The organism is Deinococcus aquiradiocola, from assembly GCF_014646915.1.
Classification (GTDB): Bacteria; Deinococcota; Deinococci; order Deinococcales; family Deinococcaceae; genus Deinococcus; species Deinococcus aquiradiocola.
On the sequence record NZ_BMOE01000001.1, the window covers coordinates 764,504 to 778,347 of the forward strand.

Here is a 13,844-nt window from a genome sequence, read left to right on the forward strand (position 1 = left end):
GTGCCGAGCATAGCCCGGTCCGGCGGGCGGGACGGGCCGCGCGGGCCGTGGAACCGTTCCCATGAGGGGAGTCTGCCCGTACAATGAACACGTGCCCCAAGATGCCCAAGCGGCGCGGCTGCGTGCCGCCTTCGACGACGACCGTGACGCCGACACCTTCCTGCTGCGGCTGGAACGCTACGGCCCCGACCTGCTCGGCAGCCTGCAGGCCGTGTACGGCGACGCTGCGGACGAACTGTACAGGCGCCTGACGGAAGCGCTCGTGCTGGCCTTCCACGAACGGCCCGCCGACCTGAAACGCCTGGACGAGGCGCGCCTCCTGCGGCCCGACTGGCTGCAGCAGGAGCGCACGCTGGGATACGTGGCGTACACGGAACGGTTCGCGGGCACCCTGAAGGGCGTGCGGGCGCACCTGCCGTACCTGCAGGACCTCGGCGTGACGTACCTGCACCTCATGCCGCTGCTGCAGCCGCGAGACGGCGAGAACGACGGTGGGTACGCCGTGCAGGACTACCGCGCGGTGCGCGCCGACCTGGGCAGCATGCAGGACCTGTCGGACCTCGCGCGGGACCTGCGCGGCGCGGGCATGAGCCTGTGCCTGGACCTCGTGCTGAACCACGTGGCGCGCGAGCACGTCTGGGCGCAGCGGGCGCGGGCCGGGGACGCCACGTACCAGGCGTACTTCCACATGTTCCCGGACCGTGAGCTGCCGGACGCGTACGAGCGGACCCTGCCGGAGGTGTTCCCGGAATTCGCGCCCGGCAACTTCACGTGGGACGACGCGTCCGGCACGTGGGTCTGGACGACCTTCAACACGTACCAGTGGGACCTGGACTGGAGCAACCCGGCCGTGTTCCTGGAGTTCGTGGAGATCCTGACGTACCTCGCGAACCGGGGCGTGGAGATCTTCCGGCTGGACGCCATCGCGTTCATCTGGAAGCGGCTGGGGACCGACAGTCAGAACCAGCCGGAAGTGCACTTCATCACGCGGGCGCTGCGGGCCGCGCTGCGCGTCGCGGCGCCCGCCGTGGCCTTCAAGGCCGAGGCGATCGTGGCGCCCGCCGACCTGATCTCGTACCTGGGGCGGGGCGAGCATCACGGGAAGCTGTCGGACCTCGCGTACCACAACAGCCTGATGGTGCAACTGTGGAGCAGCCTCGCGAGCCGCGACGTGCGCCTCTTCGAGACGGCCCTCCTGAACTTCCCGCCGAAACCCACCACTGCCACGTGGGGCATGTACGTCCGCTGTCACGACGACATCGGGTGGGCCATCTCGGACACGGACGCGGCGCAGGCGGGCGTGTCCGGCGACGCGCACCGCCGCTTCCTGAGCGACTTCTACGCCGGGGAGTTTCCCGGCACGTTCGCGTCGGGGCTGGTGTTTCAGCACAACCCGCGCACCGGGGACCGCCGCATCAGCGGGACGGCCGCGAGCCTCGCGGGCCTGGAGCGCGCGCTCGCGCTGGGCGACGACGCGCAGGAGACGCTGGCGCTGGAGCGCCTGCTGACGCTGCAGGCCGTCACGCTGGCGTTCGGGGGCGTGCCGCTGCTGTACATGGGGGACGAACTCGCGCTCCTGAACGACTACAGCTTCGAGGGCAACCCCGAGCACGCGCTCGACAACCGCTGGGTGCACCGCCCGCAGATGGACTGGACGCGCGCCGAGCGGCGCAGTGATCCGGGTACGCCGGAGGGCCGCATGTACGCGGGCCTGCAGGCGCTCATCCGGGCACGGCAGCGGCTCCCGCACCTGCACGCGAGCGTGGAGTCCGAGGTGTTCCGCAGCCCGAACCCGGCCGTGCTGTTCCTGGCGCGCCGCCACCCGCTCGGGACGCTACTCGCCCTGTACAACTTCAGCGACGAGGCGCAGTCCTTCCCGGCCGCCGCGCTCACCCCGCACTTCGCGCGCGCGCGCGACGAGATCACCGGGGCGCCCGTGGACCTGGGGCGGGACGTGACGCTCGCGCCGTACGGTCGCCTGTGGCTGGTGGCAGCCGCAGACTGACGGCGCGGCAGGTCCTGTCCGGCCGCACCTTCACGCCGCGTTGAGGGGTGGACGCTGGCGGGCCGGGGCGTCCTACACTGAAGGCATGACCGGTCCCAGGAAGTCCCGAGTCTCCCCTCCCCGCCTGAACACCGAGGCGCTGCTGCGGCTGGCGAGCGGCGTGGCGGAGCGCCTGTCGCGCCTCTCGCGGGACCGGAGGTGCGGCGTGAGGCGGTGAACGCCTCGCAGGCGGTGGCGCGGCTGCTGCGGGCCATCCGTCAGTCGCAGCGCGGCGCAGAATAGGTGGCGTGACTCCCGAAGCGTCCGCCCCGATCACCGCCGTCCCGTCCGACACCGCCGCGCTGGACCTGCCGGGCCGGAAGCTGAGGCACATCGAGGCGTGCCTGCTGCCCGAGTCGCAGTACCAGGGCGTCACGACGGGCCTGGAGGGCGTGCCGTGGCCGTACCGGGCGCTGCCGGAACGCGACCTGAACGCGGTGGACCTGCGCGTGTCGTTCCTGGGGCGGGCCCTGTCGGCGCCCGTAATGATCGGCGCGATGACGGGCGGCGCGGAGCGGGCGGCCGTCATCAACCGGAATCTCGCGGTGGCGGCGCAGCGGCTGGGGCTGGGCATGATGCTCGGCAGTCAGCGCGTCATGCTGGAGCGCCCCGAGGCCCGCGCGAGCTTTCAGGTGCGGGACGTCGCGCCGGACATCCTGCTGATCGGCAACCTGGGCGCGGCGCAGCTGCTCAAGGGGTACGGGGCGGCGCAGCTGGACGAGGCGGCGCGGCTGGTGGGCGCGGACGCGCTCGCCATTCACGTGAATCCGCTGCAGGAGGCGATGCAGTCGGGCGGCGACACGGACTGGCGCGGGGTGCTCGCGCGCCTGCAGGAGGTCGTGCCGCAGGCGCGCGTGCCGCTGATGCTGAAGGAGGTGGGGCACGGGCTGGGCGCGGACGTGGCGCGCGCCGTGCGCGGCATGGGCTTCGCGGCCATCGACGTGGCGGGCGCGGGCGGCACGAGCTGGGCGCGGGTGGAGCAGCTGGCCGAGCGGGGCGTGGTGAGCAGCCCCGACCTGTGCGAGCTGGGCCTGCCGACGGCGACGGCGCTGCGGGAAGTGCGGGGCGTGCTGCCGGACGTGCCGCTCGTCGCGTCGGGCGGCATCCGGACGGGCCTGGACGCCGCGCGCGCCCTGCGGCTCGGGGCGGACGTGGTGGCGGTGGCGCGCCCGCTGCTCGCCCCGGCGCTGGAGAGCGCGGACGCGGCAGAGGCGTGGCTGAGGAACTTCGTGTGGGAGCTGCGGGTCGCGCTGTTCGTGGGCGGGTTCGGGGACGTGCGGTCCGTGCAGACGGGCCTGCCGCTGGCCTGAACGGGTCGCCGGGCATAAAGCGCCGGAGCTGAGATGCCGAATCTCATGTGACGGGGTTCAGGTGCCGGAGCTTACGTGACGGGGCCGCCGTGCCGGGCGAGGGCGCGCAGGTGGAACTGCAGCGCGCCCACCCACTCGGACGGGTCCTCCACGCCGGGCAGGATGCCGTCCAGGTACCCGAGCGCCCGGTACGCCTCTCCGGCCAGGACGGCGTCCCGCAGGAGGGCGCGCAGGTCGCCGGGAGGCGCGAGGTCGGTCCACTCGGCCAGGTACGCTTCGCCCGCAGCGTCCGCGTGATCGGCCGGGACGAGGTACGCGGGGTTCACGTCCAGAAAGGGGTGCGTGACGCTCGCGTCGGACCAGTCGATGACCGTGAACGCCCCGCCCCGCGTGAGGACGTTGCCGTCGTGCAGGTCGCCGTGCCCCAGCGCGGGCGGGACGGGTGAGCGCTCCAGGCGGACCAGGGCGCCCTCCACGAGGGGCAGCGCGGCGCGCAGCCGTTCGGCGTCCTCGGCGCTCAGGCCGCCCGGCTGGCCTGAGCGCCACAGCGTCTCGTCGTGCAGGCGGTGCAGGCGCGACCGCAGGTGGGCGGGGCCATGGTCCGGTACGCCCAGGGCGCGCAGGTCCGGCAGGTGCGGGAGGCTGTCCCGCTGCACGCGGGCGAGGTGCCGCATGAGTGCCGCGCTGTCCTGCACGCTCCAGGGCGCGGCGGGCGTCCGGGTGTTCCAGCCGGTCGCGCCGGTCGGGAGGGGGTCGCCCGCGTCCTGCAGGAGCAGCGTCCCCAGGACGCGGTTCGCGGCGAGGACGCCCGCCGCGGCGCCCGGTACACGGCGCGACAGGCGGCACGTGACCGGCACCTCCAGCGCGAAGAAGTCCGGCACGGCCTTCAGGTACAGCGGTCCGGTGCGGGTGGGGACGCGCGCGAGGAAACTGATCTGCGTGTGGCGCAGCACCTGCGGTTCGCCGGTGCGGGGGCGGTCCTGCGCGTGCAGTTCCTCGTCCAGCCAGGCGGTCAGTTCAGCGAGGCCGCCGGGGCGCTGCCAGCGGGGCCGGGCGGGCGGTGCGGGCGCCAGTGCGGCCTGCGCCCAAGGCTGCTCGGCGGCGTGCAAGTCGCCGGGCGCGGTCCACGCCCCGGCGCCGGGGTGCGGGGCATGCAGGTTCCACACGGCGTGCCGCTGCCGCACGCCGTCCCGGTCCGGCAGGGCGCGGTGCTCCAGGCGCCGCAGCAGCTCCAGCGGCAGGCCGAGCCTCTCCGTGAACGCGGCGGCGACACCCTGCCCGTCGTGGACGCCGTGCGGCAGGATGACGCGCGGGAGGTGCCCGTCCAGCGTCAGGACGAGCGGCGCGTCCGGGTGCGTCACGACGGCCAGCACCTCGCTGCTCACCGGAGCGGGTTCGCCGGGGCCGGGGTGTGCGGCGCTGGGTTGACCGGGTGCGGGGGTGGTCATGCGGGCAGTGTAGGGGCGGGCGGGGCGGCCCGGCATCGGCCGGATGGCGGAGGGGGCCGGGTCAGGACGCTTCGGCTGGTGGCGCTTCGGGGGGCGGCGTGCCGGGCAGGCCGAGGAAGGTGCGGTAGCGGCCGAGTTCGGCGTTCACGGCGCGGTCCAGCAGCGCGGTGCGGCGCGTGCCGGGCGTGAGCTGCACGTCGCTGTGCAGTGCGCCGTCCCGGAGGGTCAGGTTCGCCCAGCCGACGGCGCGGCCCGACACGAGGAGCGGCAGGGCGTAGTACCCGAAGGTGCGCCTGGCGGGCGGCGTGTACGCCTCGAAGCGGTACGTCCAGCCGTGCAGGTGCTCGAAGCGCCTGCGGTCCCACACGAGCGGGTCGAAGGGCGTGAGCAGGCGGGCCCCGCCAGGCGCGTCGCGGTCCGGCGACTCGTGCGCGGGCCACAGGTACGTGAGGCCGTTCACGCTGGCGCTGGCGAGCCAACCGTCCTGCAGGCGCGTCAGGGCGGCGCGCAGGTCGGCGGCCATGCCGGGCGCGCCGTAGCTGCACAGGCCGAGCAGGTACGTGAGGCTCTGGCGCGGGAGGGGCGCGTACAGGTTCACGATGAGCCGCACGATGCCCTCGGCGCGGGCCTGCGTGTCCAGCGGCGGCTGGGCGTGCGTGCGTGCGGGGCCGTAGACCTTGACGCCCTGCTCGCGGTGCGTGACGCGCAGGTGCCCGGCGTGGTGGAGCGCTTCGAGGGCGCGGGTGGTGGCGCTCGACGCGCCGCCCCAGGCGTTGCCGACGCGGGTGCGGCCCAGCGCTTCGGCGACCCGGCGGGGGTGGGTGGGGCCGTGTTCCCGGACGTGCGCGAGCACGCGTTCACTCAGGCCGGGCGCGTCGTGCTCGATGCGGGCGGGGCGGGCGGCGCGCGGGTGCAGCAGGCGGTGCACTTCGGGCGTGACGAAGCCGTAGTTGGGGAGGCTGTCCTCCTCGATGTCGAGGGTGGCGTAGCGGCGTTCGAGGTCGCCTGCGCGGTACGCGCGGACGCGCTGCATGAGCTGCAGGTCCTGCGCGCGGGCGGGGGCGCGGATGGGATCGGCCTGCAGGAAGCCGAGCCTGTCGAGGGCGGCCTGCAGAGTCTGTTCGCGCCAGAGGGTGCGGGCGGCCGCGTAGGCGCGGAGGGTGGCGGGCGTGGGCGCGGCGGGCGTCATGCTCCCAGCATAAATGAATCGCGGGACGCTGCTCTGACCGAACCCGGCGGGCGGGGGCGGCGCAGCCGGTACAGTGGGGCGGTGCAGAGCTTAGTCAACGCGATCCGGGAACACGGCATCATCCTGCCGGGCGGCATTCTGAAGGTGGACGGCCTGGTGAACCACCAGCTGCTGCCCGCCGTCACCCGGGACATGGGGCAGCAGTTCGCGGCGTACTTCCGTCCGCTGGCCCCCACCAAGATCCTGACCATCGAGGTGAGCGGCATCGCGCCCGCCATCGTGACGGCCATCGAACTGAACGTCCCGATGGTGTACGCCCGCAAGAAGCGCCCCATCACCATGAAGGACCCCGCCTTCCACGCGCAGAGCGTGAGCCGCACCAAGGGCGGCGTGGTGGACCTGTTCGTGTCCGGCGAGTACCTCGGGCCGGGCGACCGGGTGGTCGTGATCGACGACTTCCTCGCGAGCGGCGGGACGCTGCTGGCCCTGAACGGCATGATCGAGCAGAGCGGCGCGACGCTGCTGGGGCTCGGCTGCGTGATCGAGAAGCAGTTCGAGGGGGGCCGCGAGAAGCTCGCGCACCTGGGCGTGCCGATCCACACGCTCGCGAACATCGTCCGCATGAACGAGCAGGAGGGCGTGATCGTCGAGTCGGGCCGCTGATCCCTCGCCCGCCCCGGCGTGCGTGAAGTTTCCTTGGTGCGGCCCTCAGCGCCGGTACGGGCCGCCCTTCTAAGCTGGGGGCATGAGTCAGCCCTTCTCGCCGCAGCAGCAGGTCATCGGTAACATGCTCGACCGCCCGGACCGGGTGCTCGTCGCGAGCTTCAGGCAGTACCTGGACGCGCAGCGGGCCGTGGATTACCTGTCGGACGAGAAGTTCCCGGTGGAGCGCAGCAGCATCGTCGGGGAGGGCCTGAAGATCGTGGAACAGGTCACGGGCCGCCTCGACTGGACGCGCGCCCTGAGTCTCGGCATGAGCCAGGGGGCCTTCACGGGCATCTTCATCGGCCTGATCCTGAACTTCCTGGGCTTCGGCGGCGGGCGAGGGTTCCTGTCCCTGATGATCGACGGCCTGCTGCTCGGCATCATTTTCGGGGCGGTGTGGGGCCTGCTGTCGTACGCGGTGAGCGGCGGGCGGCGCGACTTCACGAGCGTGGGCGGCATGCGCGCCGATCATTACAACGTGATGGTGGACCCCGAGGTGGCCGAGCAGGCCCGCACTCTGCTCGCCCGGATGCCCGCCACGCCGGAGCGCTGACCCCCGCAGCGCCCCTCCCTTCCGCGCGCCAGCCGGGCCGTTCCTTTCACGGGAACGGCCTGCTGCCGTGCGTCCAGCACGGGTGGCCGCTATGCTGGAGTGCACATGACACAAGACAAGCCTGACCAGAGTGCGCCCCGCCTGAATCTGGAACTGCAGGAACTCATCGCCGGCATGGAGCAGCGCCGCGAACGGGTCGAGGGCGGCGGCGGCCCGGAGCGGCAGCAGAAGCAGCGGGCGGGCGGCAAGATGACGGCCCGCGAACGCGTCGCCGCCCTCCTCGATCCCGGCAGCTTCCTGGAGTACGGGACCTTCACGGAGCATCAGGGCGGCGCGCTGATGGGCGGCGTGGACGCGCCCGGCGAGGGCGTCGTGACGGGCAGCGGCACCATCGGCGGACGGCAGGTGTTCGTGTTCAGTCAGGACTTCACGGTGCTGGGCGGCAGTCTCGGCAAGATGAACGCCGCGAAGGTCACGAAGATCATGGACCTCGCGGCCCGCACCGGCTGCCCCGTCATCGGCCTGAACGACTCGGCGGGCGCACGCATTCAGGAGGGCGTGGACAGCCTGTCCGGGTACGGCGAGATCTTCTACCGCAACGCCGTGTACTCGGGCGTCGTTCCGCAGATCTCCGCGATTCTGGGGCCGTGCGCGGGCGGCGCGGTGTACAGTCCCGCCCTGACGGACTTCATCGTGATGAGTCGCGGCAGCAGCTACATGTTCATCACCGGGCCGGAAGTCATCAAGAGCGTCACGCGGGAGGACGTGACCTTCGACCAGCTGGGCGGCGCGGACGTTCACACCCGCCGGAGCGGCGTCGCGCACCTGGAGGCCGACGGGGACGAGGCCGTGCTGGCGCGCGTGCGTGACCTGCTGGCGTTCCTGCCGCAGAACGCGCGCGAGAAGCCGCCCGTGCGCCCCACCAGCGACCCGCGCGACCGGCAGACGCCGCAGCTGCTGGACGTGGTCACGCCCGACCAGCGCCGCCCCTACGACATGCACCACGTCATCACGGCCCTGGTGGACGACGGGCAGTACTTCGAGATCCAGCCGGACTGGGCGAAGAACATCACGGTGGGCTTCGCGCACCTGGGGGGCCGCGTGGTCGGCATCGTCGGCAACAACCCCAAGGCGCTCGCGGGCGTCCTGAACATCGACGCGTCCGACAAGGCCGCGCGCTTCATCCGGACGTGCGACTGCTACAACATCCCGATCCTGACGCTGGTGGACGTGACGGGCTTCCTGCCGGGCGTCGCGCAGGAGCACGCGGGCATCATCCGGCACGGCGCGAAGATGCTGTACGCGTACGCCGAGGCGACCGTCCCCAAGATCACGCTCATCACCCGCAAGAGTTACGGCGGCGCGTACCTCGCCATGAACAGCCGCGACATGGGCGCGGACGTGGTATACGCGTGGCCGACCGCCGCCGTCGCCGTGATGGGCGCGGAGGGCGCCGCGAACATCGTGTACCGGCGCGACATCCAGAACAGCGGCAACCCCGACGCGACGCGCGCCGAGAAGATCCGCGAGTACAAGGAAGCCTTCGACAACCCTTACGTCGCTGCGGGCAAGGGCTACATCGACGACGTGATCCCGATGGAGGACACGCGCCGCCGCCTGATCGCGACCTTCGACATGCTGGAACACAAGCAGGAGCAGCGCCCGTACCGCAAGCACGGCAACGAACCGCTCTGAGGGCAGCCCAGCGCCACTGAACGGTGCGGAGCGGCGCGCCGGGGCGTTCATGTGCCGCATACGTCGGGGTGGGATGATGGCCATGACGCACTGCCCGGCGAGGGACGGTCCCGCCCGTGCAGGCCGTCCCCCCGAGCCATGAAGACGCCCGAAGCCCTGCCGGACCCGCTCCTCCCCTTCCCGCAGGTGGGGCTGGAGGAGGCGGTGCTGGCGGCCGCGACCCTGCACGCGGCCAGGGCGGGACGCACCTTCAGGTCGGCGGACCTGCGGGCCCTGCTGGGCCGGGACCGGGTCGGGGCGCACCTGCGGCGGCTCACGGTGGCCCTGCGGCTGTACGGGCTGCTGGAACGGCGCGGCGGGGACCGCGTGGCCCTGAGCGGGGCAGCGGTGGGGCTGCTCAGCAGCGTGGACGGCGCGGAGTTCCGGGCGCGGCTGCACGGGGCGGCGCGCACGCCGGAGGTGTTCGCGTTCGTGGCGGACCGCTTCGGGACGGTCCCGGCAGCGGACGGTCTGGAGGGGGCGCTGCGGGACGTGATGCCGGACCTGAGGTCGCGGCGGGTGCTGGCGGAGGTGCTGCTCGCCAACGGCCGCCTGCTGGACGAGGAGCGCCGTGAAGGCACGATGCACGCGCGGGTACAGGCACTGCTGGAGAGGCCGGACGGGCCACGCGGGCGGCGGGCGTGGGTGGACGCGCGCCGCTGGCTGAACTCGCTGCCGGGACGCACCGCGACCCTGACGCTGGCGGCGGTGGCGTTTGCGGTGGCCCTGCTGACCGGGGCGATGCTGGGCGGGCCGGGGGGAGGGCTGGAGGCGCGGCAGGTGCCGCCGCCCGTGCCGACCGTGACGGTGGCGGGGCCGACCGTGACGGTGGCCGCGCCGCCGCTCACGCTGGCGGAACAGGTGCGCCGCGCGTTCCTGCTGGCGGACCGCGCCGCCGCGCAGGCGCGTGCCCCGGCCGGAACGGCGACCACGGAGACGCCCGCCGCCGCCCCGGCCGGGCGCGCGGCGACGGGCGGCCCGACCGCCATCGCCAGCAATACGGCGACGCGTGAGCCGGAGCGGCCCGCGCCGGAGCGCCCGGACGTGCAGGTGATCGCCCAGCCCCCCACGGCACCCCAGCCCACCCCACCGCAGCCCACGGCCACACCACCCTCCCAGGCCCCAGGGATCACCGCGACCACCACAGCACAGGCGCAGGTCACGACCGATTCCGGCAGCACGAACCCCAGCAGCGCGGCCCTCCCGGTCTCCCCCGGCCCGCTCGACCGTGGACGCGACCTGACGCGCCTGCTGTTCACGCAGCGCCTCGCCGCGCTCTGGCGGACCTTCGCGCCCGGCGTGAGGGAGGAGTGGGGCAGCCTCGCCGCGTTCCGCGAGTACCGGCAGGGCGGCCTCGCCACCTTCGGGGCCGAGGTGAGCGTGCTGGCCGAGGACGTGCGGCGCAGCGGGAACGTCACGTACTACACGCGCACCGCGACCTTCGAGCGCGGCCCGCGCGGCCCGTGGACCCTGATCTTCGGGCTGGACGACGCCGGGCAGGTCGTGGAATTCAACATCGTCGCGGCGGACGTGCTGCCCTCCCCGCTCGCCCGCCGCTGACGCGCCCCAGGTGACGGTTCGATGAACGCCACGGCCCCGCAGCCGCCCGTGAACTTTGCGACAATCGGCGCATGCTGCGCCCCCTTTCCGCCCGCCCCCTGTCCCTCTCCGTCCTGGCCGCACTGTCGCTGACCGGCACGGCCAGCGTCGGTGCCAGCGGCGGTCCTGCCGCCATGACGCCCGACCAGAGCCGACAGGTGATCGCGCAGTCCGACTACCGCTGCCGGGGCGGCATCCGCGTGCACGTCACGCAGATGCCGGGCACCGCCCGCGTGGACTTCGCGGGCCGCTCCCAGACGCTCGACCTGACGCCCGGCGCGAACGGCGTCTCGTACAGCAACGACCGCTTCACGTGGTTCAGCCGGGGCCGCACGTCGTACATGCGGGACGCGCGGAGCGGAACCCTGGCCCTGACGGACTGCGTCGCCACCGGCCAGTGACGCCCAGGCGCGCGGCACCGTTCCGCAGGCACGGTCCGCACGCCGGTCCCGCCCTACACTGACCGCATGACCGACACCACCTACCGGAAACCGTCCGACGCGGAACTCCGCGAGCGCCTCACGCCCGCCCAGTACCAGGTGACGCAGCACGAGGGCACCGAGCGCGCCTTCACCGGCGAGTACTGGAACACCACCGACGACGGCATCTACGTGGACGTGGTGAGCGGCGAAGCGCTCTTCTCCAGCACCGACAAGTACGACGCGGGCTGCGGCTGGCCCAGCTTCACGCGCCCCATCCGCCGCGCGTCCCTGACCGAGAACACCGACCACAAGATCGGGTACGCGCGCACCGAGGTCCGCTCCCCGCTCGCGGACTCGCACCTGGGGCACGTGTTCCCCGACGGTCCCCAGGCGGAGGGCGGCCTGCGGTACTGCATCAACTCTGCTGCGCTGCGTTTCGTGCCGCTGGCCCGCATGGCGGACGAGGGGTACGGCGAGTATCTCGACCTCTTCCCCGCCCGCTGAACCCGGACGCGGGCGGGCCGGGAGCACGCCTCGCCGACCCGCCCGCCACACGTGAACGCCCCCGCCTGGAGTCTCCGGGTGGGGGCGCGGCTGTCCTGCGGCGGCTGCGGTTCGGTGCTCGCTCCGCTCGGCTGAACGCCAGGAGTTCAGTTCAGGCTGGTTTACCTGGCGTTCAGGTGGTACAGCTCGATGCCGATAGCGGTGCGGGCCGGGAAGCCCTTCCAGTAGGTGTCGTCGGCCTTGGGGGTCCCGTCGGGGTTGCGGCTGTACCTGCCGTCCTGCGCGATGGGCGTGGGGACGTTCAGGTACGCGGCGGCGGCCATGTCGCCCTTGAGGCGGTAGTTCAGGAAGGCGGTCACGAAGTGCTCGTTGAGGTTGTTGAGGCGCGCGGAGTCCCAGGCGGGTTCGGCGTAGTGGCCGTACTCGTCGGGCAGGCCGAGGCTGGCGGCGGGCGCGGGGTTGGGGGCGGAGTTGTGGCGGGCGTTCTGGTACACGACCATGTAGCGGTCGGAGTTGACGGCGTTCTCGAAGAGGGATTTCACGCCGCCCACGTAGCCGGCCACGTCGTCGTGATCGCCGACGAGGAACAGGGTGGGGACCCTGATGCCGCTGAGGCCCGAGGCGTCCCAGAAGCCGAACTGCGCGGCGTTGTTCACGCCGATGGCTTTCACGGCGTAGTCGCCGCCCCAGGGGGCGAAGGCGACGACGGCCTTGAGGCGCGGGTCGACGGTGAAAGCGCCTGCCTGCCGTGCCGCGAGGGCGCCGCCGGGCACGAAGAATCCGACCTGCTGCGCGTACGCGGCGCCCGCGAAGTTCAGGGCGCCGTAGCCGCCCATGCTGTAGCCGAGGAGGGCGGTGTTGCCCGCGTCCACGAGGTTGTTCAGGAAGCTGCTGCCGGTGGTGGAGAGCGCGGCGACGCTGTCGAGGACCGCCTGGTCGTCCTGCGCGCGGTTGAGGAGGGTGCTGGCGAAGGCGGCCTTGTCGGCGTGGGTGCTGTCGGTGTGGTCGATGGACGCGACGACGTAGCCCTTGCTGGCGAGGTTCTCGGCGAGGTAGCTCATCAGGTAGCGGCTGCCGGGGTAGCCGTGCGAGAAGATCACGAGCGGGTAGCGGCCGCCTTTGGTGTCGGGGGCGGCGTCGCGCGTGGCGCGGCCGGGGAAGGTGAAGGGCACGACGGGGCGTTTGGCGTCGCCGGGGCCGCTGCCGAGCGCGTCGGTGTAGGTGGTGCTCTGAACCTGTCCGGCAGCGAGGGTGGCGGGGTACCAGATTTCGACGGTGAGGGGCCGGTCGTAGCGCGGCAGGGGGTTGGGGGCGGGGGTGGTGGCGGCGGCGCGGGCGATGTCGGGCACGTCCTTGCGGGTGAGGCTGATGGTGCGTACACCGACGGCGTGCGGGCCGCGCGCGCTGAGCTGGGGGGCGTCGGGGCGGGCGTCGCCGGGGGCGGCGAGCGGTGCGGGCGGGGTCTGCGCGGGGGCCATCTGCGCCAGTGTAACGCCGTTCCCGGCGGTGAGGAGGGCGCTGAGGGCGAGCAGCGCGGCGCGCAGGGGGGACAGTCGGGGGGTGAGCGTCATGGGTGTTCCTCCGGGGTGTGGGATGTGTGGGTGCAGCGGAATGCAGCGTGCAGGGCGCGCATCATGGCCCGGTCAGGCGTGCGGCGGGCGTCCGGGGCAGGGGCCGCCGGACAGGATCGTGAACTGTTGTTCAGGGGCAGGATACACCTGTGCAGCACAGGAAAACACGCAGTTGTGGCCCTGGCGCGCATGCCGGGGCCACAACTGCAGAGAATGAAGAAATGATGAACGCCGGATGGGCGTCAGGGACGGGTGGGGTCCTGCGCGCTCGCCTGACCGCCCCCGTCGCCGTCCGCGTGCACCTGCGCGCTCGCCGCGGCCCGCTCCGAACGGGCCTGCGTGATGCGGTCCGCGAGCGCCATCGCCTCGTCGGCACTGACGGTCAGGGTGTCGTCCGTCGGGAGGCGGCTGTCCACGTCCAGCCGCGTGAAGCGCGTCCCGGTGTCCGGCAGGTTCTCCACGCGCAGCCCCCAGTTCGGGGCCTGCGGGGGGTACAGCAGGTCCAGGCTGGTGTCGCCCTCCTCCAGCCGCAGCAGCGACTGCAGCTGCGCGGCCGCGTCGTCCGTCAGGAAGGTCTTGAAGAACTCGTGCTGCAGTTCCGGGTCGCCCGCGTGTTCCAGCGCGCGCAGCTGCAGGACCGGCTCGCCCTGCGCGGGCACCAGGGCACTCGGGTCGGGGGCGGCCGTCACGTCGAGCGTCAGGGCGGAGCGGGCGTCGTCAACCTGGTTGTGCGTGCTGAGGTCCATGCCCCAGCGTAGGCGCGCC

Annotated in this window: 13 protein-coding genes; 9 read left to right on the forward strand and 4 right to left on the reverse strand. The window is 73.0% G+C overall.

The window, feature by feature from the left end:
• Window positions 1-61 precede the first annotated feature (61 nt).
• The 3 genes from IEY33_RS03605 (at window position 62) to fni (ending at window position 3,354) form a co-directional block, all read left to right on the forward strand.
• Window positions 62-2,005, forward strand: a complete 1,944-nt coding sequence (locus IEY33_RS03605; protein ID WP_188960818.1) for an amylosucrase — start codon at window positions 62-64, stop codon at window positions 2,003-2,005.
• 85 nt (window positions 2,006-2,090) lie between these two features.
• Entirely contained in the window at window positions 2,091-2,222 is a 132-nt protein-coding gene (locus IEY33_RS19435) for a hypothetical protein (protein ID WP_268238799.1), read from the forward strand.
• A 70-nt stretch (window positions 2,223-2,292) separates the two neighbouring features.
• Window positions 2,293-3,354 (forward strand): type 2 isopentenyl-diphosphate Delta-isomerase, encoded by a 1,062-nt coding sequence (gene fni / locus IEY33_RS03610; RefSeq protein WP_229670716.1) that lies wholly within the window; start codon window positions 2,293-2,295, stop codon window positions 3,352-3,354.
• Between the two features lie 71 nt (window positions 3,355-3,425).
• On the opposite strand, the gene IEY33_RS03615 is transcribed toward fni, so the two are convergent.
• Both IEY33_RS03615 and IEY33_RS03620 read right to left on the reverse strand, forming a co-directional pair.
• Window positions 3,426-4,802 carry a protein kinase family protein gene (locus tag IEY33_RS03615; protein ID WP_188960819.1) on the reverse strand — a complete coding sequence of 459 codons (1,377 nt, stop codon included), beginning with the start codon at window positions 4,800-4,802 and terminating at the stop codon, window positions 3,426-3,428.
• 61 nt (window positions 4,803-4,863) lie between these two features.
• The gene (locus IEY33_RS03620) at window positions 4,864-5,991 is read right to left on the reverse strand and encodes a DNA glycosylase AlkZ-like family protein (protein WP_188960820.1); all 1,128 of its coding nucleotides are present in this window, start codon (window positions 5,989-5,991) and stop codon (window positions 4,864-4,866) included.
• Window positions 5,992-6,072: 81 nt separating this feature from the next.
• Between IEY33_RS03620 and xpt the strand changes: the two genes are divergently transcribed.
• The 6 genes from xpt (at window position 6,073) to msrB (ending at window position 11,508) form a co-directional block, all read left to right on the forward strand.
• Window positions 6,073-6,654 (forward strand): xanthine phosphoribosyltransferase, encoded by a 582-nt coding sequence (gene xpt / locus IEY33_RS03625; RefSeq protein WP_188960821.1) that lies wholly within the window; start codon window positions 6,073-6,075, stop codon window positions 6,652-6,654.
• Window positions 6,655-6,736: 82 nt separating this feature from the next.
• Window positions 6,737-7,249: a YflT domain-containing protein gene (locus IEY33_RS03630; RefSeq protein WP_188960822.1), complete on the forward strand. Its 513-nt coding sequence runs from the start codon at window positions 6,737-6,739 to the stop codon at window positions 7,247-7,249.
• A 105-nt stretch (window positions 7,250-7,354) separates the two neighbouring features.
• Window positions 7,355-8,944, forward strand: a complete 1,590-nt coding sequence (locus IEY33_RS03635) for an acyl-CoA carboxylase subunit beta (protein ID WP_188960823.1) — start codon at window positions 7,355-7,357, stop codon at window positions 8,942-8,944.
• A 138-nt stretch (window positions 8,945-9,082) separates the two neighbouring features.
• Window positions 9,083-10,543 (forward strand): hypothetical protein, encoded by a 1,461-nt coding sequence (locus IEY33_RS03640; RefSeq protein ID WP_188960824.1) that lies wholly within the window; start codon window positions 9,083-9,085, stop codon window positions 10,541-10,543.
• 71 nt (window positions 10,544-10,614) lie between these two features.
• Window positions 10,615-10,983 carry an MliC family protein gene (locus IEY33_RS03645; RefSeq protein ID WP_188960825.1) on the forward strand — a complete coding sequence of 123 codons (369 nt, stop codon included), beginning with the start codon at window positions 10,615-10,617 and terminating at the stop codon, window positions 10,981-10,983.
• Between the two features lie 66 nt (window positions 10,984-11,049).
• The gene (gene msrB, locus IEY33_RS03650; RefSeq protein ID WP_188960826.1) at window positions 11,050-11,508 is read left to right on the forward strand and encodes a peptide-methionine (R)-S-oxide reductase MsrB; all 459 of its coding nucleotides are present in this window, start codon (window positions 11,050-11,052) and stop codon (window positions 11,506-11,508) included.
• Window positions 11,509-11,669: 161 nt separating this feature from the next.
• Here msrB and IEY33_RS03655 read toward each other — a convergent pair whose 3' ends face one another.
• Both IEY33_RS03655 and IEY33_RS03660 read right to left on the reverse strand, forming a co-directional pair.
• Window positions 11,670-13,079, reverse strand: coding sequence for an alpha/beta hydrolase family protein (locus IEY33_RS03655; protein ID WP_188960827.1), 1,410 nt, complete (start codon window positions 13,077-13,079; stop codon window positions 11,670-11,672).
• A 242-nt stretch (window positions 13,080-13,321) separates the two neighbouring features.
• Complete coding sequence (locus IEY33_RS03660) at window positions 13,322-13,825, reverse strand: hypothetical protein (protein WP_188960828.1); 504 nt, start codon at window positions 13,823-13,825, stop codon at window positions 13,322-13,324.
• Between the last annotated feature and the right edge of the window lie 19 nt (window positions 13,826-13,844).